This window comes from Kocuria sp. p3-SID1428, from assembly GCF_025149945.1.
Lineage (GTDB): Bacteria > Actinomycetota > Actinomycetes > Actinomycetales > Micrococcaceae > Kocuria.
Genome location: NZ_JALXVH010000016.1, coordinates 1 through 22,928, shown reverse-complemented (window position 1 = coordinate 22,928; position 22,928 = coordinate 1). Strand labels below are relative to the sequence as shown.

Sequence of the window (22,928 nt, the reverse complement as noted above, 5' to 3'; positions counted from 1 at the left end):
CGCAACTGTTGCCCGAGTCAGGCGCTCGGGACCGAATCCTCTGTAGCCTTCAGTCTATGGTCCCGGATACCGCACCCGCCGACGACAGCGCCCAGCCCACCAGCCTGCCCAGCGATCCCGGCCCGGGCTATCCCAAGCACTGGGAGGCGGATGTCGTGCTGCGCGACGGTGCCACGGCGCACCTGCGTCCCATCCGCCCGGAGGATCAGCAGCTGCTGCTGGACATGTTCCACCAGCAGTCCGAGAACACGATCTACCTGCGGTTCTTCTCCCACAAGACCACGCTGACCCGCCGCGAGCTGGCCCGCTACACCACGGTGGATCACCGCGACCGGGTGTGCTTCGTGATCCTGCTGGGCTCGCAGCTGATCGGCGTGGGTCGCTATGACCGCGCGGGCTCCGCCCCGGAGGCGGAGGTGGCCTTCCTGATCTCGGATGCGCACCAGGGCCGCGGGATCGGCTCCATCCTGCTCGAGCACCTGGCGGCCGCGGCCCGGGAGAACGGCATCGACCGCTTCACCGCGGAGGTGCTGCCGGAGAACCGCTCCATGCTGCACGTGTTCGTGGAGGCCGGCTACGACGTCGCCCGGCGCTTCGACGACGGCGTCGTAGCCCTCGACTTCTCGATCGATCCCACCGAGCGGTCCCTGTCCGTGATGGCCTCGCGCGAGCACCGCGCCGAGGCCCGCTCGACGGCCCGTCTGCTCACGCCGCGCTCGATCGCGGTCGTGGGCGCGTCATCGGATCCCAGCAACGGCGGGCACACGGTCGTGGCGAACCTGGTGGCCGGCGGCTACACGGGCAGCCTCTACGGCGTGAACCCCACGCCCTTCGAGCAGGAGGGCATGACGCACGCGACGAGCCTGGCGGAGATCGAGGGCGAGCTGGACCTGGCGATCGTCACGGTGCCCATGGACGCGGTGCTCGAGGTCGTCGAGGCCTGCGGCCGCGCGGGGGCCCACGCGGTCGTCGTGATGACCGGCGGCTGGGCGGAGTCCGGCCGCGAGGGCGCCCAGCGCCAGCAGCAGCTCGTGGCCGTGGCGCGCCGTCACGGCATGCGAGTCGTCGGACCGGCCTCGCTGGGGGTGCTCAACCACAGCGCGGAGATCTCCATGGACGCCACGGTGCTGCCTGTGGTCCCGGGGGAGGGCTCCCTGGGCCTGTTCAGCCAGTCCGGTGCCCTCGGCATGCTGCAGACCTCGGCGGCGGTGCGTCACCGGGTGGGCGTGTCCACCATGGTCTCGGCCGGCAACCGCGGCGACGTCTCCGGCAACGACATGATGCAGTTCTGGGAGGATGATCAGGCCACCTCGGTGTGCGGGCTGAACCTGCAGTCCTTCGGCAATCCCCGCAAGTTCTCGCGCATCGCCCGGCGCCTGGCGCTGACCAAGCCGGTCGTGGTCGCCAAGTCGGATGTCGCGGGGCTGCGTCTGCCCCCGGGCCACACCGGACGCACCACGGAGGCCCCGGCCGGTGCCCTGGATGCCATGCTCGATCAGGCGGGTGTCATCCGCGTGGCCACCTCCGACCTGCTCATGGACACCGCGGCCGTGGGCACCTCCCAGACGCTGCCGAGCGGTCAGCGCACCTCGCTGGTCTCCAACGCCATGGCCCTGGCCCGGCTCATGGAGGACACCGCCACCGGGCTGAACATGCCGCTGGCGCGCCTGCGCGACCGTGTGGACACCACCGGCGGCGGTCGTGAGGCCCTGCAGGCGCTGGTGCGCGAGGTCGCCGAGGCCGTGGCGGATCCGCGCAGCGACGCCGTCGTGGTGGCGGCCATGCCGATCCGCGGGATCGCCGGCGACGAGCTCGCCGACGCCGTGTGCGCCGCGATCGCCGACCAGGCCGAGGACGCCGAGCACCCCGGAAAGCCGGTCGTGCTGGCCGTCACCGGCGAGATCGCCGACGGCGCCTCCTCGCGGGTGCACACGGACCCGCAGGGCCGCACGCTGCCGGTCTTCCAGGCGCCGTCTGCGGCCGTCACCGCGCTGCACGGCCTGCAGCGCTGGGCCCGGTGGCGCGAGGAGGAGGACGACCTCGTCACCGTCCCCGAGGACATCGACGCCGAGGCCGCCGAGGCCATGATCGAGCGCTGGTCGCAGGAGGTCCGCGGCGAGATGCTGCTGCGCCTGGACCGCGAGCGCACCGCCCGGCTGCTGGAGGCCTACGGCATCTCGGTGCTGCCCACCGTGCGCTTCACCGAGGCCGACGACGGCCTGGCGGCCGCGGCCAGGCTGGGCTACCCGGTGGTGCTCAAGTCGGCCGATCAGCACCTGCGCCAGCGCCTGGACCTGGGCGGGGTGCGGCTGAGCATCGACACTCCCGAGCAGCTGCGCGAGGCCGTGGCCTCCATGCGCCGGGAGATCGGCGCGGCGGCCGAGCAGCTGGACGTCCAGGCCATGGCCCCCACCGGCCAGGCGGTGGTCCTCAGCGCCACGGAGGACCCGCTGATCGGCCCTGTGCTTTCCTTCGGGGTCTCCGGCGATGCCGTGTCGCTGCTCGAAGACCTGGCCCACCGTGTGCCGCCGCTGACCGATCTGGAGATCCGCCGCATGGTCCGCGAGCCCAAGGCCTCGCGCAAGCTCTTCGGGCACGAGGGCCAGCCCCCGCTGGATGTCACCGACCTCGAGGAGCTGGTCATGCGCGTCTCGCTGCTGAAGGACCGGCACCCGCAGATCGCCCGCCTGGAGCTGAACCCGGTACTGTTGTCGAGTCAGCGGCTGTCGGTGCTGGACGCAGACATCAGGCTGGGCAACGCCCAGGACCGAACGGACAGTGCACGACGAGCGATGCGGAGGTGAGCGGGGCATGAGCGATACCATCGCCGGACGGTACACGCTCATCGATCCCATCGCCCGCGGCGGCTCCGGAACGGTCTGGCGCTCCTGGGACCAGCGCCGCAGCCACGTGTGCGCAGCCAAGGTCCTGCGCCAGCGGGATTCCGCGGACCTCCTGCGCTTCGTGCGCGAGCAGTCCGTCAAGATCGATCATCCGCACGTGCTGGCTCCCTACGGCTGGGCGGCCGAGGACGAGCACGTGGTGATCGCCATGGACCTCAGCGATGGCGGCACCCTGGAGAACGTCATCCAGGACCACGGCGCCTTCTCGGACAAGGTCGCGGAGGAGATCCTGCGCCAGCTGCTCTCGGCCCTGCAGTTCGTGCATGCCGAAGGCTGGATCCACCGCGACGTCAAGCCCGCCAACCTCATGATGGATGCCACGGGCACGGGACGGCCGCTGGCTCGGCTGGCGGACTTCGGCATCGCCACGCAGGGCGAGGATGCCCGTTTGACTCGTGTGGGCACGGTCGTGGGAACGCCCGGCTACATCGCCCCGGAACTGCTCGAGGGAGCGGAGCCCGATCCGTCCCAGGACCTCTTCGCCGCCGGTGTGGTGGCCATGCGCATGGTCAGCCCGGAGGCCGAGCGCGGGGTCGCCCCCACCCCCGAGGACGCGCTCGAGACCTTCGGCGAGGACTCCCTGCTGGGCGCCGAGGTCGCGGCGCTGCTGGATCGCGATCCTGCGGTGCGCCACGACGGCGCCCTGTCGCTGATGGAGCGTCTCGGGGCGTCCGATCAGGAGGACTTCGGGCCGGCGACCACTCGCGACGGCGAGAGCCTCGAGATCTTCCAGACCCTGGACCCGCTGCCGGAGGCCTGGCAGGACATCGTCTCGGGATTCGCCGAGCCGCCCCAGCAGGAGCGCACCGGGCGGGGCATCACCCAGTCCGGTGAGGTGGGCGAGCGTGCCCCCGACTCCGCGATGATCCCGCAGCAGCCCACCGGCCCGCGCATTCAGCCACCCTCGGGCGGTCGGCTGCGCGGGGGCTCCGACACTCCTCCGCCGGGCGGCGAGCCGCTCGTGGGACCCAGCTCCGGCCCGGCCGGCACGGCACTGAGGGGCATGCCCTCGGGTCTGAGCGGCGATGGCGGGGAGGTCCCCGCCCAGGCGCCGCCCTTCACCGGCGGGATGCCCAGTGCTGCGGTGCAGGGACCGCTGCCGCAGGGCCAGCACAGCCGTGCGGCCCTGCTGGGCAGCGTCCCCGCAGGGGAGACGGCACGTGCGGCGTCCCCGCAGCGCAGCATCTCGTGGGCCGGTGCCCACACTCCTGCCTCGGTGCCGATGCAGCCGAAGAGCCCGCCGGTCCAGGAGCCGCACCCGGCCGAGGTCACCACCGGGTCGACCCTGCGCGAGCAGCCCGCGGGCCTCAGCGCCCCCCAGCGCCCGGCTGAGGGAGCCTCCCGCGTCGGGGCCGCGAGCGGTCCGCTGGCCTTCATCGGCGTGAACGGAGCCGGAGGCTGGGTCGTGATCGGCTGCCTGGCCGCCGTTGTGCTGGCGGTCGGCATCATCGTCGTGGTGCTGATGAACTCGGGAGGCGGCGAGGACCCGAGCCCGGTCGACCCCACCTCGAGCGCCACGGAGGAGTCCACCGGGGTGCCCACCACCTATGTCACCCAAGATCCCGAGGACTCCGGCCTGGGCGGCTCGCAGCTCGGCGGTCCGGGCAGCGGCGGAAACTCGCTGGGCGGTTGAGCCCGCTGAAGCACTGACAGCCCGCGCGCACGGCCCGGGCTGTTCCACGAACCTCGCAGACACGTCTCTTCAGGAGGGGATCCAGTCAGATGACGCAGTCAGGACCGCGCGGCGAGCAGCTGCGCCAGGACGTCGAGCGCGCCGGCTACTACCCGCAGCTGGTGATCGACGTGGTGGCCGACGCCCTGGATGGAGCGGCCCCCGAATCGCACCTGGTCCAATTGGAGACCACCTTCGACCGCGATGAGATCCACCGCCACATCACGGTGCTCGTGCTGGCCGAGGGCCTTCTGCACATCACGCACGTGGACGATCAGGAGTACGACCAGCAGGGCCAGGAGGTCCTGGCCCTGGCCTCGACCGAGTCGGTCGCGGCGTCCCGGGTCAATTCCGTGACACTCACGTATGCGTACTACAAGCCGCAGCAGTACCGCACGGGTCATCCCATCAGCGAGGTCAATCTCAACATCGCCTGGACCGGCACCCAGAACATCGATCTGCAGCCGGCCGGGTGCGAGGACCCCCAGTGCGAGGCCGATCACGGCTACACGGGGGTCAGCGCCGTGCAGGATGTGGCGCTGCGGATCAGCGCGGAGGCCGACGGCGTGGAGGCCGTCGAGGGCGCACGGGAGTTCGCCCGCAGCCTGCGCCGCAGCGCGGTGGAGCGGGTCGGACGATGACCGGTGCGGCCGAGGGCGCGGACTTCTGGGCCGTCCCGCCGCAGCAGGAGCCTCAGCAGGCGGCCGCGAGGCCGCCGCGCTACGGCGCGCGCAGCATCGCCGATGTCATGACCTCTGCGGCAGCCGCGATCGGGGCCGAGGGGTTCGACGACGTCCTGGGGATCTCGGTCTCGCAGCGCGTCGTCGTCGTTCTCGTCGACGGCCTGGGCCTGGAGCAGCTCGAGGCCCGCAGCTCGTACGCCCCGTTCCTGCGCGGTGCCGAGGACCTCGGCGAGCTCGATGCCGCCTTCCCCTCCACGACCGCCTCGTCGCTGGCGTCGCTGGGCACCGGGCTTCCGGTGGGTGTGCACGGACTGACCGGCTACGACTCCTACTCCCCGCAGCTGGGTGAGGCCGTGAACATGCTCGGCGGCTGGGATCCCCGCGTGGAGGCCCGTGCCTGGCAGCCGCATGACACCGTGCTGCAGCGCCTCGAGGCACAGGGCCTGGACGCCGTGACCGTCAGCCGCGGCAAGTTCCGGGATTCGGCGCTGACCCGCGCTGCGCTGCGCGGAGGGCGCTTCGTCTCGGCCGACGGCGTGTTCGCCCGCACCAAGGCCGCCCAGGAGAACCTGCGGGCCGGTCAGCGCGGAGTCATGTACTTCTACTGGGATGATCTCGACAAGACGGGACACCGCCACGGCTGGGGCTCCTCCGAGTGGATCCACGAGCTCGAGGAGCTCGACAGCTCCCTGCGGCGGCTGTGCTCGCGCCTTCCACAGGACACCTCCGTGGTGCTCACCGCAGATCACGGCATGGTCGACGTCCCACGGGAGGGCCGCGTGGATCTCATGGAGATCCCCGGTCTGCTGGACGACGTACGCACCAGTGCCGGTGAGCCCCGCTGCCTCCAGCTGCACCTGGAGCCCAGCGGGACCCCGGAGCAGCGGCTGGAGCGGCAGGAGCGGGTCCGGCAGCGCTGGGAGGCCTCGGTGCTGGGGGAGCGCGTGCGCGTGCAGACCCGCGAGCAGCTGCTGGAGGCCGGCTGGTTCGGGCCCGTCGAGGCCCTGCGTCCTGAGGTCATCGGGCGGATCGGCGATGTGGTGATCACCCCGCTGGAGGACGGCCTGGCGCTGCACGACCTCTCGCGCATCGGCGCGCAGACCCTGGGGATGGTCGGCCAGCACGGCGCCATGACGCCGGCGGAGACCCGGGTCCCGCTGCTGCGCCTGAGCTGAGTCCAGGGTCGGCACCGCACCATCAGATCGGCCCCCCCTGCCTCGGTGAGGCAGGGGGCCGACTCGCTGAGCGGAGGCGTCAGTCGTTCTTGGCGCCGAAGACGATGTCATCCCAGCTGGGCACCGAGGAGCGTGTGCGCTTGGCGCCGCCGACCCGCCCGCGCGGTCGGGGACGACGGTGTCCGTCCTCCCGATCGTCCTGCCCCGCGTCCTCGGAGGTCTCCTGCTGGGAGGGTTCCGCTGCGGGCAGATCCTGCTGCTCATCGTCCTGCTGGGGCGTCTCCGGCGCGGAGCCCTCGGGCGTCTCGTGCGCGGAGGGCTCGGGCGAGGGCACCGCGTTCAGCCGGGGCGCGACCGGCTCGGGTGCGGTGTCCTCGTCGGTGATCTCCACGATGTCGGCGTGGTCCTGCCGGGCGCCGGCATCGGCGCGGCCCAGGTGGTGGATCGTGGCCTCGTGGTGGTGGGTGGGATCCGAGTCCTCGGCCTCGGCGGCCTCCGGGGCGCGGTCCTGATCGACCGGCCGCTGGGGCTGCTCGGGCTCCTGGGACGACGCGCCGGTGCCCTCGGCCGCCGAGGCTGCAGCGCTGTCCGCGGACTGGGCGGTCTCGGACGATTCGGCGCCGGAGGAGGAGCCCTGCTGGGATCGGCGGCCCGGCTGGATCGTCTGATCGAAGAGCTGGGCGTCGTCCGGGGCGGAGATCGGGCGCGGACGGGAGTCCATGTGGCCCATGGAACGGCCCAGGATCTCGGCGAGCTGGTCGTCGGAGACCTCGTCGGAGCCCAGGCGCTGCCCGCGCCGGGAGTTCAGGACCTCGAGCAGCTGCTCGGTGGTGCGGGTGTCATCCTCCCGGTGCAGGCGGGCAGCCTCCGCCTCCGCCGCGGGCCGGAGCGCAGGAGCCTGCGGCTGTGCCTGCGCGCCGGGCTGCGCGGTGTCATGGGCCGCGCCCGAGGAGGCGTCGTCCTCCGGGGCGGCCGTGGCGCTCGAAGCAACGTCCGAGGACCCGGCATCGGCGGCGGGGCGGCGCTGGCCGAAGACATCGTCGCGCGGAGCCTCGGGCTCGTCGTCCTGGGTGAGGTGACGGGCCCAGCCCGGCTCGGGGCTCACCGAGAGGTTGGCGGGATTGAACACCCACTGGGCCAGCGACTGCTGATCGACCAGGTCCTGCGGGGCCTTGGAAGGATCGACCACGCGGAAGCGCACGGCCACGGTCCACAGCAGATCGGGGCGCTGCCAGGCATCCCAGTCGAAGGAGGTCGCCGCGATCCCGAGCTGCGGGGCCCGGGCCTGCAGGGTCTGGGCCAGGCTCAGCGGTGCGCTGTCGAAGGCCGAGCGGTAGCCCTCGGTGCGTCGGGCTCCGAGCTCGACCTTCTGGGCCTCGTGGGCCATGTGCGAGCGCTCGGCGAGGATCGGCCACTCGTAGCGGCGCACGCGCTCGGGCTCCCAGCCGGACTCCTCGACGATCTCGTCCAGGGTGGCGCCCGAGCGGAAGCGGGCCTGGATGTCGCGGGGGCCGAACCCCGCTCCCTGGGGCTGGCGGCGGGCGGGGGCGCGACGGGCCCGCTGGACCGCCTGGCGCAGCTGCTGATCGACGGCCAGGAGGTTGCGGCGTCCCGAGGAGTCGCTGAGCACCAGGTGCTCGCCGTCGTCGTGGACGCCTTCCAGGCGCAGCTCGTCCATCCTTCTCCAGCCTTCCGCAGGTGTCGTGGTCCGGGGGACGCCGTCCCTGGACCGCCTCTCGGCGGTTGCGGTGCCGGCCCAGCCGGCGGACGCGTCCCGGTCCGCATCTGCGCAGAGTCTAGTGGTCGTGGGCTCGCCGCGCGCATCGGAGGCAGGCACGGCGCGCTGCGCTGGGGTGCTGCAGCACCGCCGCAGGCCGTACAGGAGAGGGTCTCGGCGGCAACACCTCGGCAACTTTTCCGTCGTGAGCGGACGTATTGGTCTTTCCGGAGCCCATAGTGAACAATCCTCCACACGTGAGGCTGGTGCACGCTGGCGAGCCCGCCCTCCACGGGCCGCGGACAGCGGCAGCCGGGCCTCATGTCGACGTCTTCACTGCAAGGATTAGGGATCACATATGGCAACTGATTACGACGCTCCCCGCAAGCAGGAGGAGGAGCTCAAGGAAGACTCGATCGAGGAGCTGCAGACTCGACGCAACGAGACCCAGCACCCCAGCGCGGATGAGGACGATGAGGCCACGGCAGCCGACAGCTACGAGCTGCCCGGTGCCGACCTCTCCCACGAGGAGCTCTCCGTCGTCGTGCTTCCCGCGCAGGAGGACGAGTTCACCTGCGGGTCCTGCTTCCTGGTGCGGCACCGCTCCCAGATCGCCGAGGAGAAGGACGGGATGAAGATCTGCGTGGAGTGCGCAGGCTGAATCCGCCGGCATCTGATCGCGGGCCCGCAGCGCACTGCGCCTGAGGCTCGCACGTCGTGCACGAAGCCCTCGACCGCTGCGGCGGTCGAGGGCTGTTCCGTTCCTGCGCTGCTGTCCGGAAGCCTCAGCTCACCAGGGCCTCGGCCAGCTCGTGCGGGCGTCGCGTGGCGGTGAGCCAGTACGGCGTGGGATCCACGGGGTCGGTGATCTCGATGCGGCACATGCCGGAGGCCGAGGCCGAGAAGTTCATGTAGGACCGGGCGTCCAGCTCGGGACCGCGGACCCGGCGGACGTCCTCGGCATCGGTGAAGGCCTCTACCTCGCCCACGAAGCGGCGCTCGATGCTCGCCCGCCCCACGCGCAGGGAGTCCTCGGTGACCACGATCGATGAGGCGCGGGCGTAGGCGATGACCGGGGCTAGGATCAGGACGATGACGGCGCCGAGGATCCCGAGCCAGGTCGCGATGGGAACCAGCGCGATCAGCACGGAGCCGGCCAGGCCCAGGAACAGCAGCCACATCCACCACGCCGGGTTCAGCTTCTCCCGGAACAGCACTTCATCCTCAGTCATGGCAGACATCATCCCACGCGCGCAGCGCCCCAGCCGACGCCCCGGGCCGTCGGCGGGTGTCTGCCGCCGATGCTGCGTCTACAGTGGGGCACTGTGCTGACCGACCCCTCACGACCCCAGGACCACGACGGCCCCGAGCCGCTGCGGATGCAGGTGCGCCGACTGGACGCCGAGCTGCCGCTGCCGACCTACGCGAAGCCCGGCGACGCCGGGATGGACCTGCGCGCCAGCGCAGACGCGGTGCTCGAGCCCGGTGGCCGGGCCCTGATCGGCACCGGTCTGGCCGTGGCCGTTCCGCCCGGATGGGTGGGACTCGTCCATCCGCGCTCCGGGATGGCCGCCAAGCACGGCATCACGGTCCTCAACGCCCCCGGCACGGTGGACTCCGGATACCGCGGCGAGATCATGGTCACGCTGCTGAACACGGATCCGCAGGAGCCCTTCCGCATCGGGCGCGGCGAGCGCATCGCCCAGCTGCTGCTGCAGCGCGTCGCCCAGGTCGAGCTGGTCGAGGTCGACGAGCTCGAGGGGTCCGACCGCGGCGAGACCGGATTCGGATCCTCCGGGACCCGCTGAGACCCCGCCGCGCACCGCGCGGCTCGTGACGAGCACCGGGCCGAGCCCGGGCAGCGCCGCCGTCTGGGGCGGCGCACAACGCTTCAAGGAGGCACCGACGTGTTCGGACGCAAGAAGAAGGCGGCCGCCGAGACCGCGGCCCCGGTCGAGCAGACGCCCGAGCAGGAGCAGGACGAGGCCCCTGCCGACCTGCGCGCTCGCGGGCCGTGGGACATCTCGCAGATCGAGGATCGCGAGGGCCGCATGGACTTCGGCTCCCTGCTGATCCAGCAGCGCAAGGGGCTCGGCATCCGGCTGGAGGTCAATGAGAAGGGCAACCGCCCGCGGGCGGTCAACCTGGATCATCAGGGCTCGACCGTGCAGCTGCAGGCCTTCGCCGCCCCGCGCACGACCGGGATCTGGGAGGAGATCCGCAAGGACCTCGTGGACTCGCTCCAGCGCAGCGACGGGGCCCCCCAGGCGGTCGAGGGCCCGTTCGGTACGGAGCTGCGAGCCCGCTTCCCAGCGACCTCCAGCGACGGCACCAGGGGATACCGGCCCGCGCGCTTCATCGGCATCGACGGCCCCCGCTGGTTCCTGCGCGCTGTGATCTCCGGACCCGCGGCCATCGAGCCCACGGCCTCGGCCGAGTTCGACGAGCTGATCCGCACCGTGATCGTGCGCCGCGGCGCAGATCCCATGCCCCCGCGCGACCTGCTGCCGCTGCAGGTCCCCGAGGGCGTGGACGCCAAGCCGGTGGCCAAGCGGCGCGCCGTGCGCCGTCAGGGCCAGGGCCCGTCGCAGCCCGCCGGAGGCAGCGGCTCGGCCTCTGGCGGCCCCGCCCCGAAGGCCCCGCCGCAGCGCGGCCCGGAGATCACCGAGACCCGATGAGCACGCAGAACACGACTTCCGCCTCCTCCGGGCACGAGACGCAGCGAGAGGACCAGGCCGAGGACTGCCTGCACCCGGGTCCGGCACCGGTCACGGCCTCGCACCCGCGCATCGTCGCGCTCGAGGAGCCGGCGGCCTCGCTGGCCGAGGCGCGGGCGGCCTGCGGCGAGGACCGCGGCTCGCGCGGCGGGGCCCGTCGACGTGTGCGCGCCACCGGGAGGGTCGCCGAGATCCGGGTGGCCGCGGCCACCGAGCGTCCCGCCTGCGAGGCCCTGCTGCTGGTGCAGGAGGACAGCGACCCGGAGGCCCGGGCCACGGCCCTGCGCCTGGTCTGGCAGGGCCAGCGCACCGTGCCGGGGGTCCGCGCCGGCACGGAGCTGTCGTGCTCCGGGCTGCTGTGCAGCGCAGGGGACCAGCCCACCATCTTCAACCCGCGCTTCGAGATCATCGCCCGGAAGGCCTTGACATGACCACGCCCGCCTCGGGACCCGAGCAGGAGCCGCAGCAGGATCGGGACGAGAGCCAGAGCCAGGCTCCGGCGCCCGAGCAGCGCGCCACGATGGCGCAGTCCATGACGGCCTATGCCCGCAGCTCTCGGGTGCGCCGCAGCGAGTCGGGTCAGCTCGATCTCCTGCACGCCGTCGGCGGCTGGCGAGGGCTCGCCGAGGCGATCGTCCCCGGCGGTGTCTTCCTGAGCGTCTACATCCTGAGCCAGTCACTGGGCATCGCCCTGGTCTGCGCGCTGGCCGCCGCCGGTCTGTTCGCGCTCACCCGGCTGATGCAGCGTCAGAGCCTGCTCCAGGCGCTGGCGGGACTGATCGGCGTGCTGGTCTGCGCGTTCTTCGCCTGGCGCAGCGGCGAGGCGATCGACTACTACGTGACCGGCCTGTGGATCAATCTGGCGTACTTCCTGGCCCTGGCGCTGTCGATCGTCGTGGGGTGGCCGCTGCTCGGAGTGCTGTTCGGCTTCGTGCGGGGCGAGGGGATGGACTGGCGGCAGGACCCGCACCGCATGCGCGGCTACCGGATCGCCACCGGCCTGCTCGTGGCCATGTTCGCTGCCCGCCTGATCGTGCAGTGGCCGCTGTACCTGGCCGATCAGGTGACGGGCCTGGGCATCGCCCGGCTGGCCATGGGCGTGCCGCTCTACGCGGCCGTGCTGTGGATCGCGTGGCTGATCTCGCGTCCGGCGGCCGTCGACCCGGAGGTCCCGGAGGACGCGCTGCAGCGCAGCGACCGGCAGGAGCCTCGCGAGCCCCGCTGAGGCCGACCACCCCGGCGCGTCACTGCAGTGCGGAGCCGGTGGGCTCGCCGGCGATCGACTCCCCGAAGGCATCGTCCTGCACATCCTCGGCCCAGGGCAGCTGCTTCTCGCCGCGTGCCGAGGCCGAGCCCAGCAGCTCGCGCAGCTCGTCCTCGCCGTCGCCAGAGACCAGGAAGAACAGCTCGTCATCGGCCTCGATCACGTCGTCGCGGCTGGGCGCCAGCGGCTGCCCGTCGCGCAGGATCGCCACGGGAACGGCCTCGGCCGGCCAGGTCACGGTGCCCACGCGCGAGCCGATCGCGGCATGGTCCGAGGGCACCGTGAAGGCGCTGATCGAGGCAGCGGCCTGCTGCATGGTCAGCACGCGCACGACGTCGCCGATCTCCACGGCCTCCTCCACGAGCGCGGTCATCAGCCGCGGGGTGGACACCGCGACATCGACGCCCCACGAGTCGTCGAACAGCCACTCGTTGCGGGGGTTGTTCACACGCCCGACCGTGCGGGGCACGCCGAACTCCGAGCGCGCCATCAGCGACACGACCAGGTTCACCCGGTCATCTCCGGTCGCGGCCACGACGACCTCGGTCTCATCGAGCCCGGCATCGGCCAGCACGCGCAGTTCGCAGGCATCGCCCACGCTCCAGCTGGCGCCGGGAGCATCGACCCGGCCCACGGCCTCCGGCTTCTCGTCGATGATCAGGACCTCGTGACCGCTGCGCGCCAGCTCGCGGGCGATCGAGGAGCCCACGGCGCCTGCTCCGATGACGGCGACCTTCATCGTCGTGCCTCCGCTGAATCGACGGGTCCGAGCAGGCCCTCCTGGCCGGCATCGCGGATCTCGGGGGAGGGCTGCGCGGCCAGGACGCGCACGATGTCGTCGATCTCATCGACTCGCATCATCGCGTGGACCAGATCGCCCTTCTGATAGGTGGTGCGGGCGCCGGGCAGAATGCCCTCGCCGAAGCGGGTGATGAACGCGACGCGGACGTCTGCGGCCTTCTCGATGGCCGCCAGCCGCAGACCGGCCCAGCTCTCGTGCAGGGTCAGCTCACCGAGCTGCAGGCGGCCCGAGGCCTCCTGGAAGTCCCCGGAGATCGACTGCTCGGGCAGCAGGCGGCGCAGCACCTGATCGGCGGTCCAGCGCACGGCGGCCACGGTGGGCACTCCCAGCCGCTGATAGAACTCGGCCCGGGCGGGGTCGTAGATGCGGGCGACCACATGGGCGACGTCGAAGGTCTCGCGGGCCACCCGGGCGGCCAGGATGTTCGAGTTGTCCTCCGAGGACACCGCTGCGAAGGCGTAGGCGCGCTCGATCCCGGCCCGGCGCAGGACGTCGCGGTCGAAGCCGTGGCCGGTGATGCGCTCGCCGTCGAAGGAGCCGTGCAGCTTGCGGAAGGCCTGCTCGTCCTGGTCGATCAGGGCGACGGTGTGCCCGGAGTCCTCGAGGGCGCGGGCGGTCATGGCCCCGACGCGCCCGGCTCCCATGATCACGAAATGCGGCATGGGGCCAAGGGTAGGTCACGCGAAGCCCTAAGCCGTGCGCGAGCCACTAGCCTGTCCCCGTGATGAAACTGAGCGCCCTGCGGACCGCTCTGGTGGGCAGGCCCTACCGCAATGAGCTCTACGAGGACACAGCCCTGTCCAAGCGCGCGGGGCTTCCGGTGTTCTCGGCCGACGCGCTGTCCTCGGTGGCCTACGCCCCGGACGAGATCGTGCTGACCCTCGCCCTGGCCGGGGCCTCGGCCGTCCTGATCTCGCCGTGGGTGGGCCTGGCCGTCGTGGTCGTCACCGTGATCATCGTGCTGGCCTACCGGCAGAACCTGCGGGCCTACCCCTCCGGTCAGGGCGATTACGAGATCGCGACCGCGAACCTCGGCGATCGCGCCGGCGTGGTGGTCGGGGCCTCGCTGATGATCGACTTCACCCTGGTGGTCGCGGTGTCCATGTCGGCGGCCTCGCAGTACCTGGCCGCCGCCTTCCCGCGGCTGATCGACCTGCGGCTCGAGCTCGCGCTGGCGGGGATCCTCGTGGCGGGGCTCGTCAACCTGCGCGGTCTGCGCTTCATGGGCCGCGCCGCGGCCGTGCCGACCTACCTGTTCGTGGCCGTGCTGCTGGCGATGATCGGCACCGGCCTGTACCAGTCCGCCGCCGGGACCCTGGACCGTGCGGCCTCGGCGCACTGGGAGGTGCTGCCGGTGGAGGCCCCCGACGGCGGCTGGACCGGAATGGCCCTGGCGATCCTGGTGCTGCGGGCGTTCTCCTCCGGCGCGGTGGCGGTGACCGGCGTGGAGTCGGTGGCCGGGTCCGTGCCGTTCCTGCGCCGCCCGCGCGCCGCCAACGCCCGGATCATCCTGACCGTCATGGGCGTGATCTCCGTCGTGCTGCTGCTGGGCACCGTGTACCTCGCACGCGCCACGGGGGTCCAGCTCGTGCTGGATCCCGAGCGCCAGCTGCGCATGGACGGCCACGCCCCGGAGGCGGACTTCTATCAGAACCCCGTGCTCGGGCAGCTCGCCCGGGCGATCTTCGGCCTGGACACGCCGCTGTACTACGTCGTGATCCTGGCAACCGTGCTCGTGCTCGTGCTGGCCGCCTCGACCGCGTTCACGGGCTTCCCGGCGCTGGCCTCCCGACTTGCCCGCGATTCCTCGCTGCCTCGGCAGTTCGCCGCCCGCGGCGATCGCTTCGCGTTCACGAACGGGATCGTGGTGCTGCTGGTGGTCGCGGCGGTGCTCACCGCGATCTTCGGCGCCAACGTCAACGCCCTCGTGCAGCTCTACGTGGTGGGCGTGTTCTTGTCCTTCACGCTCACCCAGTTCGGCATGGTCCGGCACTGGCGGCGCCACCGGCGCGCCGAGCCCACGGTCTCCGGGCGGCGCCGGATCGTGGCCTTGCTGGGGCTGGCCGTGCTGGCCGCGGTGATCTCGGCCGCCGTGCTGGTGGTGGTCATGACCACGCGGTTCACCCAGGGCGCCTGGATCACCGTGGTGTGCATCGTGGCGCTGTCGCTGTTCATGAGCGGCATCCGACGGCACTACGACGCCGTCGACGACGCCCTCCAGCTGGCTCCCGACTCACCCGTGCTGGCGCTGCCCTCGCGGGTGCACGCCATGCTGATCGTGCCGTCGGTGCGCAAGCCGGACATGCGCGCCCTGGCCTATGCCCGGGCCTCGCGCCCCTCCACGCTCGAGGCCCTCGTGGTGGACGTCTCCAGCGCGCGCACCGCGCGGATCCTGGAGGAGTGGCAGCGCCTGGAGATCCCCGTGCCGCTGCGGGTGCTGGATGCGCCCTACCGCAGCTCGACGCAGCCGGTGATCGACCACCTGCGCCGGGTCCGCAGGCGCTCGCCGCGCGACCTGGTGGTGGTCTATCTGCCGGAGTACGTGGTCTCGACCTCCTGGGAGCGCTTCCTGCACAACCAGGCCACGGGAGCGCTGCGCAGCCGGCTGCGCCATGAGCGAGGTGTCATGATCGCCTCCGTGCCCTGGCACCTGAACACCCTGGGCGCCCAGGTCTCCTCGGCCGAGGAGGCCCCGCATGAGGACGCCCCGCACGCGCAGGCTCCACCCGAGCAGACCTCCGTCGAGGAGTCGACGCTCGAGCAGGCCCCGCAGCCGGGACCCGTCGAGGTGCCGGCCCAGGTCACCGGGCGCGCCGCCCGTCGGCGACGCCGCCGCCGGGCCGAGCGCGAAGCGCTGGCCGCCCGCTCCCGCACCGCACCGAGAGATGGACACGACGCATGACGCAGACCCCTCACGACCTCGAGCTCGAGCTCGGCCCGCCGGCCCACGGCGGGCACGTCGTGGCGCGCACCGAGGAGGGCAGGGTGGTCTTCGTGCGCCACGGAGCTCCGGCCGAGCGCGTGCGCGTCCGACTCACGGAGGCCCAGCACGAGGCGCGGTTCTGGCGCGGCGACGTGATCGAGGTCCTCGGCGCCGCGCAGGGGCGCCGCCGGAGCCACCCCTGGGAGCCGGCTGATTCCCTGCTGAGCTGGGCCTCCGGGCGCGCTCCGGTCGGGGGAGCGGAGCTCGGGCACCTGGAGCTGGGGCTGCAGCGGAGGCTGAAGACCGAGGTCCTGCGGGAGCTGCTCGGCGGGATCGGGGGCTTCAGCGCGGACCAGCTCGAGGCCCTGGACCCGCGGGTCGAGGCGCTGCCAGGGGAGTCGGACGAGGGCCTGGGCTGGCGCACCCGCGCCCGCTTCGCGGTCGATGACCAGGGCCGAACCGCCATGCACCCTCACCGCAGCGAGCAGCTGGTGCCGGTGGAGGACTTCGCGCTGATGAGCCCTGCGCTGCGCAGCCTGCAGGTGGGGCGGATCGACTGGTCGGGGGCCAGCCGGCTGGAGCTGGCGGATCCCTCCGACGATGCCCCCATGGTGCTCGTCACGGCTGTCCACCCGTGGTCCGAGGACCTCGTGCGGCGGCTGCGCGAGCACGCCCTGCCGACGCTGCAGAGCGCTCATGACCGAGCCGGGGGAGACGGCGAGGTCGGCCTCGTGCTCCAGGCCGACACCTCCGGCAGCGCGCCGCGGCGCGAGCCGCTGGTGCTCAGCGGCACGGGTGTCTCCCGCGAGCGGATCGGCCGGCGCGGCTGGGAGGTCTCTGCCGGCGGCTTCTGGCAGATCCACCGCGGCGCCGCCTCGCATCTGCTCGGGCTCGTCGAGCAGGCCTCCGGGCTGCAGGAGGGCGAGGCCGCGCTCGATCTCTACTCCGGTGCGGGACTGCTCACGGCTGCGCTCGCAGACGCCGTGGGGGAGGCCGGCTCGGTGCTGGCGGTCGAGGGCTCACCGCTGACCTCGGCCGATGCCGCCCGCCGCTTCGCCGCCGAGCCGCAGGTCGAGACGGTCACCGGCTCCGTGGAGGACGTCCTGGCCCGACGCTGGCCGCAGCGGGTGCGCAGCCCGCAGCGGTGGCGCCGCGGCGCCCGGGGCTCGCGGGCTCGGCGCGCGCCGTCGTCGGCACCGGCGCGGCGCCCGGACGTCGTCGTCCTGGATCCGCCGCGCGCGGGTGCGGGGAAGGCGGTGGTGGATGCGATCGCGGCCCTGGAGCCCCGGCGGATCGTGAGCGTGTCGTGCGATCCGGCCACCGCCGCGCGCGATCTGGCCCGCTTCCGCCATCGCGGCTGGGAGGCGCGCAGCCTGCGCGGGCTGGACCTGTATCCGAACACGCATCACCTCGAGACGGTGACGGTCCTGGAGCGCAGCTGAGGGTCGCCTTATTTATCATAGATGAAGCCGGGGCGGGAGATTCGGCGAGAAATCCGCGTCCGGATGGGGATATATTGGCAGGAGTCCGCCGAACCCGCGCTGCTGCTGTCCGGCCCTCCACCGAGGTTCCGACAGCGTCCCGCGCTCGGCGATCCACTACCGCGGCGAGAGGAGTTCCGGGCAGATGAGCACCCTGGACAGCTTCGGGGCCAAGGACGTCCTGGACGTCAATGGCACCCAGTACGAGATTTACCGCCTCAAGGCGCTGAAGGGCGCCGAGACCCTTCCCTACAGCCTCAAGATCCTGCTGGAGAACCTGCTGCGCACCGAGGACGGTGCCAACGTGACCCAGGAGCACATCGAGGCCCTGGCCCAGTGGGACTCGGAGGCGCAGCCGAACACCGAGATCCAGTTCACGCCCGGTCGCGTGATCATGCAGGACTTCACCGGCGTGCCCTGCATCGTGGACCTGGCGACCATGCGCGAGGCCATCGAGGACCTCGGCGGAGACGCCTCCCGCGTCAACCCGCTGTCTCCGGCCGAGCTGGTCATCGACCACTCCGTGCAGATCGACTCCTTCGGCAATGCCGATGCGATCGAGCGCAACATGGACATCGAGTACCAGCGCAACGGCGAGCGCTACCAGTTCCTGCGCTGGGGCCAGACCGCCTTCGACGACTTCAAGGTCGTGCCCCCGGGCATGGGCATCGTGCACCAGGTCAACATCGAGAACCTGGCCCGCGTCGTGATGACCCGCGAGGTCGACGGCGTGAACCGCGCTTACCCGGACACCTGCGTGGGCACCGATTCGCACACCACCATGGAGAACGGCATCGGCGTCCTGGGCTGGGGCGTGGGCGGCATCGAGGCAGAGGCGGCCATGCTCGGCCAGCCGATCTCCATGCTGATCCCGCGCGTGGTGGGCTTCAAGCTCACCGGCGAGATCCCGGCCGGGGCCACCGCCACGGACGTCGTGCTCACGATCACCGAGATGCTGCGAAAGCACGGCGTGGTCGGCAAGTTCGTCGAGTTCTACGGCGAGGGCGTGGCTGCCGTGCCGCTGGCCAACCGCGCCACCATCGGCAACATGTCCCCGGAGTTCGGCTCGACCGCCGCGATCTTCCCGATCGACGACGTCACCATGGACTACCTGCGTCTGACCGGCCGCCCCCAGGAGCAGATCGACCTGGTCGAGGCCTACGCCAAGGAGCAGGGCCTGTGGCACGACCCGCAGGAGGAGATCCGCTTCTCCGAGTACCTCGAGCTGGACCTTTCCACCGTCGTGCCGTCGATCTCCGGGCCCAAGCGCCCGCAGGACCGCATCGAGCTGGACAAGGCCAAGGGCACTTTCGAGCGCGACGTCCAGAACTACGTCTCGGACAAGACCCCTGAGTCGGCCAGCGTCTCGATGGAGGACGGCCGCGAGTTCGAGCTGGAGAACGGCGCGGTCTCGATCGCCTCGATCACCTCCTGCACGAACACCTCGAACCCGTCGGTGATGATGGCCGCGGCCGTGCTGGCCCGCAACGCCGTCGACAAGGGCCTGGCCTCCAAGCCCTGGGTCAAGACCTCGATCGCCCCGGGCTCCAAGGTCGTGACCGACTACTACGAGAAGTCCGGCCTGATCCCGTCGCTGGAGGCCCTGGGCTTCTACATCGTGGGCTACGGCTGCACCACCTGCATCGGCAACTCGGGTCCGCTCGAGTCCGAGATCTCGCAGGCGGTCCAGGACAACGACCTGGCCGTGACCTCGGTGCTGTCGGGCAACCGCAACTTCGAGGGCCGCATCAACCCGGACGTCAAGATGAACTACCTGGCCTCCCCGCCGCTGGTCGTCGCCTACGCCCTGGCCGGGAACATGGACTTCGACTTCCAGAACGAGCCGCTGGGCCAGGACTCCGAGGGCAACGACGTCTTCCTCAAGGACATCTGGCCGGATCCCACGGAGGTCCAGCAGATCATCGACGACTCCATCGAGACGGACATGTTCACCGACTCGTACGGCACGATCTTCGACGGCGATGAGCGCTGGCAGTCCCTGGACACCCCCACCGGCAAGACCTTCGAGTGGGATGAGCAGTCCACCTACGTGCGCAAGCCCCCGTACTTCGAGGGCATGACCATGGAGACCTCCCCGGTCACCGACATCGAGGGTGCGCGCGTGCTGCTCAAGCTGGGCGATTCGGTCACGACCGACCACATCTCCCCGGCCGGCTCCTTCAAGTCGGACACGCCCGCGGGCAAGTACCTCATCGAGAACGGGGTCGAGCGCAAGGACTTCAACTCCTACGGCTCGCGCCGCGGCAACCACGAGGTCATGATCCGCGGCACCTTCGCCAACATCCGCATCAAGAACCAGCTCCTGGACGGCGTGGAGGGTGGTTTCACCCGCGACTTCACCCAGGAGGGCGGCCCGCAGGCCGCTGTCTACGATGCCGCGATGAACTACCAGGAGGCCGGCACCCCGCTGGTCGTGCTGGGCGGCAAGGAGTACGGCTCGGGATCCTCGCGCGACTGGGCCGCCAAGGGCACCAGCCTGCTGGGCGTCCGCGCGGTCATCACCGAGTCCTACGAGCGCATCCACCGCTCGAACCTGATCGGCATGGGCGTGCTGCCGCTGCAGTTCCCGCAGGGCGAGTCGGCGGACTCGCTGGGGCTGGACGGCACCGAGACCTTCTCGATCTCGGGCGTCACCGAGCTCAACGAGGGCCGCACCCCCGAGACCGTGAAGGTCACCGCGGCCAAGGAGGACGGCTCCACCGTCGAGTTCGATGCCGACGTGCGCATCGATACCCCCGGCGAGGCGGACTACTACCGCAACGGCGGCATCCTGCAGTACGTGCTGCGACAGATGGCCAGCAGGTGATCTGAGGATCGCACCGCGCACGAGCGCCCCGTCAGGCTCCGGCCCGGCGGGGCGCTCGTGCGTGCGAACGTCCTCGCGGCAGGTCCCGGCCTGGTGCGTCGGATGCCGGCGGTAGCATCAGCTGATACGAAGATTCGCTGTGCGCGGCCTCGTCGAGGAGGCCGCGCTGCAAGGAGAAGCATGTCGATCTTGGAGGGCATCCGCGGCCCGGAGGACCTCAAGGCCCTGGCGCCCGAGCAGTTGGGAGAGCTGGCGGAGGAGATCCGCAGGTTCCTGGTCACGAACGTCTCGGCCACCGGAGGGCATCTGGGCCCCAACCTGGGCGTCGTCGAGCTCACGCTGGCGCTGCACCGCGTCTTCGACTCGCCCCAGGACCCGATCGTCTACGACACGGGCCACCAGTCCTACGTGCACAAGCTGCTGACGGGGCGCCAGGACTTCTCCACGCTGCGCCAGCAGGGCGGCCTGGCGGGCTACCCGGATCGCGGGGAGTCCGTCCACGACGTCGTCGAGTCCTCGCACGCCTCATCGTCGCTGTCCTGGGCGGACGGCATCTCGCGGGCCTTCGCGCTGACCGGGCAGAAGGACCGCACCGCGGTCGTGGTCGTCGGCGACGGCGCCATGACCGGCGGCATGACCTGGGAGGCGGCCAACAACATCGCCTCCGATCCGGATCGCCGCGTGGTCATAGTCGTCAACGACAACGGACGCTCCTATGCCCCCACGGTCGGCGGGCTGGCGCGGCAGCTGCAGGAGCTCAAGGCGGACGTCCAGCAGTCGGTGGACACCGTGCGCACCGACCGGCGCTACGAGCGCGTACTCACCTCCGTGAAGGAGTCGCTGCAGAACTCCGGGCCCGTGGGCCAGGCGACCTACCGCGGGCTGCACGGCATGAAGGCCGGGCTCAAGGACGTGGTGGTCCACAACGGACTGTTCGCAGACCTCGGCATGAAGTACGTGGGCCCCATCGACGGCCACGACCAGGAAGCCCTGGAGCACGCGCTGCGCCGGGCCCGCGACTTCGGCGGGCCGGTGCTCGTGCACACGATCACCGAGAAGGGCCACGGCTACGCCCCCGCCGTCGCCGATGCGGACGACATGTTCCACGCGGTCGGCACGATCAACCCGGAGACCGGCCAGCCCACCAGCGCCAGCTCCGGGCGGTCCTGGACCTCCGTGTTCGCCGAGGCCATGGCCGAGGCTGCGGATGAGCGCGAGGATGTCGTGGGCATCACCGGGGCCATGACCATCCCCGTGGGCCTGAACCTCATGCAGGCCAAGCACCCGCAGCGGGTCTTCGACGTCGGGATCGCCGAGCAGCACGCCCTGACCATGGCCGCGGGCATGGCCTACGGGGGACTGCACCCGGTGGTCGCGCTGTACGCCACGTTCCTCAACCGCGGCTTCGACCAGCTGCTCATGGACGTGGCGCTGCACAAGGCCGGCGTGACCCTCGTGCTCGATCGCGCCGGGGTCACCGGCCCGGACGGCCCCAGCCACCACGGCATGTGGGACCTGGCGCTGCTGCAGATCGTGCCCGGACTGCACCTGGCGGCCCCGCGCGATGAGCCCAGCATGCGCGAGGAGTTCCGCGAGGCCCTGGACATCGACGACGCTCCCACCGTGCTGCGCTACCCCAAGGGCTCCGTCTCCGAGCCGATCCCCGCCCTGCAGCGGCTCGAGGACGGCGTGGAGATCCTCCTGCGCACCACGGGCGCCGTGGAGCCGGAGGCCGAGCCGGAGACCGAGCAGCCGGCGGACGGCGAGGACTCGGCCCGCGAGAAGCGCGCAGAGCAGACGACGGGAAGCGGGGAGGACACCGACGTCCTGCTGGTCTCGGTCGGCGCCATGGCCCCGCTGTGCCTGGAGGTGGCCCGGCGCCTGGGCGATCACGGGATCTCGGCCACCGTCGTGGACCCGCGCTGGGTGCTGCCCGTGCCGGCATCGCTGTCACAGCTGGCCGCGGGGCACCGCTTCGTGGTAGTGGTCGAGGACGGCGTGCGCTCCGGCGGTATCGGCAGCCTCATCCGCCAGTCCGTGCGCCGGGCCGGTGTGGACACCGCGCTGAACGAGGTCGGGCTGCCCACCGAGTTCCTCACGCACGGCTCCCGCGCCCAGGTGCTCGAGCGGGTGGGCCTGACCGCCCAGCAGATCACCCGCGACACCGTCGACTCCGTGCTCGGCACCCGCGTGCCCTACGCACGTCCGGTCGGGGAGGACACGTCTGCGATCCGCTTCGGGGACCGTACCGGCGCCTGAGCCGGCGGCCGGGAGCTCGACTGAGAGATCACGGGGCCGCCGCGCCGACGACTGCGTTGTCCGGCGCGTGCCTCGTCAGTAGGCTGAGCGGCGGAACGCGGGTGACGAGACCCGTGACACGACGAGAGGCAAGAGACATGTTCAAGAAGGCCATCTTCGTGGCGGGCCTGGCCATCGGCTTCGTCGCCGGCTCGGCCGCAGGCCGCGAGCCGTTCGAGCAGATCAAGTCGCAGGTCCTGGGCGCCACCAACGACCCCGAGGTCCGCCGCAAGGTCTCCGAAGGCGCCGACAAGGCCAAGGCCACCGTGCAGGAGCAGGCTCCGGTCGTGGCCGAGAAGGCCAAGGAGACCGCTGCGAACGCCGCCGACAAGGCCAAGCACACCGCCTCCAGCGCTGCTGAGAAGGCCAAGGGCTCCACCGAGGGCGACGCCACCGGCGACCTGAGCGCCTCCACGAACTCCCCGGAGACCAAGCACCTCTGAGCGGACGGAGCTTCCTGACCGGA

18 protein-coding genes are annotated in these 22,928 nt (G+C 71.6%); 14 read left to right on the top strand and 4 right to left on the bottom strand.

Annotated features, from left to right (window positions below; genetic code table 11):
- Positions 1 to 56: 56 nt before the first annotated feature.
- From M3E84_RS05250 to M3E84_RS05235, 4 genes are all read left to right on the top strand, one after another.
- On the top strand, positions 57 to 2,804 hold the full coding sequence (locus M3E84_RS05250) for a GNAT family N-acetyltransferase (protein ID WP_259895052.1): 2,748 nt from the start codon (positions 57 to 59) through the stop codon (positions 2,802 to 2,804).
- A gap of 7 nt (positions 2,805 to 2,811) precedes the next feature.
- Positions 2,812 to 4,536, top strand: coding sequence for a serine/threonine protein kinase (locus M3E84_RS05245; RefSeq protein WP_259895051.1), 1,725 nt, complete (start codon positions 2,812 to 2,814; stop codon positions 4,534 to 4,536).
- 89 nt (positions 4,537 to 4,625) lie between these two features.
- Positions 4,626 to 5,216, top strand: a complete 591-nt coding sequence (locus M3E84_RS05240) for a DUF5998 family protein (protein ID WP_259895049.1) — start codon at positions 4,626 to 4,628, stop codon at positions 5,214 to 5,216.
- A complete protein-coding gene (locus M3E84_RS05235; protein WP_259895047.1) occupies positions 5,213 to 6,433 on the top strand; it encodes an alkaline phosphatase family protein in 1,221 nt (406 codons plus the stop codon). The genes M3E84_RS05240 and M3E84_RS05235 overlap by 4 nt, the downstream gene beginning before the upstream one ends.
- A 79-nt stretch (positions 6,434 to 6,512) precedes the next feature.
- On the opposite strand, the gene sepH is transcribed toward M3E84_RS05235, so the two are convergent.
- A complete protein-coding gene (gene sepH / locus M3E84_RS05230) occupies positions 6,513 to 8,111 on the bottom strand; it encodes a septation protein SepH (RefSeq protein ID WP_259895045.1) in 1,599 nt (532 codons plus the stop codon).
- Positions 8,112 to 8,508: 397 nt separating this feature from the next.
- Here sepH and M3E84_RS05225 point away from each other — a divergent pair, with 397 nt between their 5' ends.
- The gene (locus tag M3E84_RS05225) at positions 8,509 to 8,811 is read left to right on the top strand and encodes a DUF4193 domain-containing protein (RefSeq protein ID WP_259895043.1); all 303 of its coding nucleotides are present in this window, start codon (positions 8,509 to 8,511) and stop codon (positions 8,809 to 8,811) included.
- Between the two features lie 124 nt (positions 8,812 to 8,935).
- Here the strand turns inward: M3E84_RS05225 and M3E84_RS05220 are convergent, their stop codons facing one another.
- Positions 8,936 to 9,382, bottom strand: a complete 447-nt coding sequence (locus M3E84_RS05220) for a DUF3093 domain-containing protein (protein WP_259895042.1) — start codon at positions 9,380 to 9,382, stop codon at positions 8,936 to 8,938.
- Positions 9,383 to 9,529: 147 nt separating this feature from the next.
- On the opposite strand from M3E84_RS05220, the gene dut reads away from it, so the two are divergent.
- The 4 genes from dut (at position 9,530) to M3E84_RS05200 (ending at position 12,092) form a co-directional block, all read left to right on the top strand.
- Positions 9,530 to 9,958 (top strand): dUTP diphosphatase, encoded by a 429-nt coding sequence (gene dut / locus M3E84_RS05215; RefSeq protein ID WP_396415567.1) that lies wholly within the window; start codon positions 9,530 to 9,532, stop codon positions 9,956 to 9,958.
- Positions 9,959 to 10,057: 99 nt separating this feature from the next.
- On the top strand, positions 10,058 to 10,828 hold the full coding sequence (locus M3E84_RS05210) for a DUF3710 domain-containing protein (protein WP_259895039.1): 771 nt from the start codon (positions 10,058 to 10,060) through the stop codon (positions 10,826 to 10,828).
- Complete coding sequence (locus tag M3E84_RS05205; RefSeq protein ID WP_259895038.1) at positions 10,825 to 11,298, top strand: hypothetical protein; 474 nt, start codon at positions 10,825 to 10,827, stop codon at positions 11,296 to 11,298. The genes M3E84_RS05210 and M3E84_RS05205 overlap by 4 nt, the downstream gene beginning before the upstream one ends.
- Positions 11,295 to 12,092: a DUF3159 domain-containing protein gene (locus M3E84_RS05200; protein ID WP_259895036.1), complete on the top strand. Its 798-nt coding sequence runs from the start codon at positions 11,295 to 11,297 to the stop codon at positions 12,090 to 12,092. The genes M3E84_RS05205 and M3E84_RS05200 overlap by 4 nt, the downstream gene beginning before the upstream one ends.
- Positions 12,093 to 12,111: 19 nt before the next feature.
- On the opposite strand, the gene M3E84_RS05195 is transcribed toward M3E84_RS05200, so the two are convergent.
- Both M3E84_RS05195 and M3E84_RS05190 read right to left on the bottom strand, forming a co-directional pair.
- The gene (locus tag M3E84_RS05195; protein ID WP_259895035.1) at positions 12,112 to 12,870 is read right to left on the bottom strand and encodes a TrkA family potassium uptake protein; all 759 of its coding nucleotides are present in this window, start codon (positions 12,868 to 12,870) and stop codon (positions 12,112 to 12,114) included.
- Positions 12,867 to 13,595 carry a TrkA family potassium uptake protein gene (locus tag M3E84_RS05190; RefSeq protein WP_259895033.1) on the bottom strand — a complete coding sequence of 243 codons (729 nt, stop codon included), beginning with the start codon at positions 13,593 to 13,595 and terminating at the stop codon, positions 12,867 to 12,869. Before M3E84_RS05190 ends, M3E84_RS05195 begins: the two co-directional genes overlap by 4 nt.
- 62 nt (positions 13,596 to 13,657) lie before the next feature.
- Between M3E84_RS05190 and M3E84_RS05185 the strand changes: the two genes are divergently transcribed.
- The 5 genes from M3E84_RS05185 (at position 13,658) to M3E84_RS05165 (ending at position 22,905) form a co-directional block, all read left to right on the top strand.
- Positions 13,658 to 15,835 (top strand): APC family permease, encoded by a 2,178-nt coding sequence (locus M3E84_RS05185; protein WP_259895083.1) that lies wholly within the window; start codon positions 13,658 to 13,660, stop codon positions 15,833 to 15,835.
- Positions 15,832 to 17,298, top strand: a complete 1,467-nt coding sequence (locus M3E84_RS05180; protein ID WP_259895031.1) for a class I SAM-dependent RNA methyltransferase — start codon at positions 15,832 to 15,834, stop codon at positions 17,296 to 17,298. The genes M3E84_RS05185 and M3E84_RS05180 overlap by 4 nt, the downstream gene beginning before the upstream one ends.
- 184 nt (positions 17,299 to 17,482) lie before the next feature.
- Positions 17,483 to 20,164, top strand: coding sequence for an aconitate hydratase AcnA (acnA, locus tag M3E84_RS05175; protein ID WP_259895030.1), 2,682 nt, complete (start codon positions 17,483 to 17,485; stop codon positions 20,162 to 20,164).
- A 180-nt stretch (positions 20,165 to 20,344) separates the two neighbouring features.
- Positions 20,345 to 22,423, top strand: a complete 2,079-nt coding sequence (gene dxs / locus M3E84_RS05170) for a 1-deoxy-D-xylulose-5-phosphate synthase (protein WP_259895028.1) — start codon at positions 20,345 to 20,347, stop codon at positions 22,421 to 22,423.
- Positions 22,424 to 22,560: 137 nt separating this feature from the next.
- The gene (locus M3E84_RS05165; protein WP_259895027.1) at positions 22,561 to 22,905 is read left to right on the top strand and encodes a YtxH domain-containing protein; all 345 of its coding nucleotides are present in this window, start codon (positions 22,561 to 22,563) and stop codon (positions 22,903 to 22,905) included.
- The last annotated feature ends 23 nt before the right edge of the window (positions 22,906 to 22,928 follow it).

What these genes read in the sequence shown, in the direction of transcription:
- M3E84_RS05205 (WP_259895038.1), top strand. Translation starts at nt 10,825, where the DNA reads ATGAGCACGCAGAACACGACTTCCGCCTCCTCCGGGCACGAGACGCAG.
- M3E84_RS05165 (WP_259895027.1), top strand. Translation starts at nt 22,561, where the DNA reads ATGTTCAAGAAGGCCATCTTCGTGGCGGGCCTGGCCATCGGCTTCGTC.
- M3E84_RS05190 (WP_259895033.1), bottom strand. Translation starts at nt 13,595, where the DNA reads ATGCCGCATTTCGTGATCATGGGAGCCGGGCGCGTCGGGGCCATGACC.
- M3E84_RS05200 (WP_259895036.1), top strand. Translation starts at nt 11,295, where the DNA reads ATGACCACGCCCGCCTCGGGACCCGAGCAGGAGCCGCAGCAGGATCGG.
- M3E84_RS05180 (WP_259895031.1), top strand. Translation starts at nt 15,832, where the DNA reads ATGACGCAGACCCCTCACGACCTCGAGCTCGAGCTCGGCCCGCCGGCC.
- M3E84_RS05250 (WP_259895052.1), top strand. Translation starts at nt 57, where the DNA reads ATGGTCCCGGATACCGCACCCGCCGACGACAGCGCCCAGCCCACCAGC.
- sepH (WP_259895045.1), bottom strand. Translation starts at nt 8,111, where the DNA reads ATGGACGAGCTGCGCCTGGAAGGCGTCCACGACGACGGCGAGCACCTG.
- M3E84_RS05185 (WP_259895083.1), top strand. Translation starts at nt 13,658, where the DNA reads ATGAAACTGAGCGCCCTGCGGACCGCTCTGGTGGGCAGGCCCTACCGC.
- M3E84_RS05240 (WP_259895049.1), top strand. Translation starts at nt 4,626, where the DNA reads ATGACGCAGTCAGGACCGCGCGGCGAGCAGCTGCGCCAGGACGTCGAG.
- dut (WP_396415567.1), top strand. Translation starts at nt 9,530, where the DNA reads ATGCAGGTGCGCCGACTGGACGCCGAGCTGCCGCTGCCGACCTACGCG.
- M3E84_RS05225 (WP_259895043.1), top strand. Translation starts at nt 8,509, where the DNA reads ATGGCAACTGATTACGACGCTCCCCGCAAGCAGGAGGAGGAGCTCAAG.
- M3E84_RS05195 (WP_259895035.1), bottom strand. Translation starts at nt 12,870, where the DNA reads ATGAAGGTCGCCGTCATCGGAGCAGGCGCCGTGGGCTCCTCGATCGCC.
- acnA (WP_259895030.1), top strand. Translation starts at nt 17,483, where the DNA reads ATGAGCACCCTGGACAGCTTCGGGGCCAAGGACGTCCTGGACGTCAAT.
- M3E84_RS05235 (WP_259895047.1), top strand. Translation starts at nt 5,213, where the DNA reads ATGACCGGTGCGGCCGAGGGCGCGGACTTCTGGGCCGTCCCGCCGCAG.
- dxs (WP_259895028.1), top strand. Translation starts at nt 20,345, where the DNA reads ATGTCGATCTTGGAGGGCATCCGCGGCCCGGAGGACCTCAAGGCCCTG.
- M3E84_RS05245 (WP_259895051.1), top strand. Translation starts at nt 2,812, where the DNA reads ATGAGCGATACCATCGCCGGACGGTACACGCTCATCGATCCCATCGCC.
- M3E84_RS05220 (WP_259895042.1), bottom strand. Translation starts at nt 9,382, where the DNA reads ATGACTGAGGATGAAGTGCTGTTCCGGGAGAAGCTGAACCCGGCGTGG.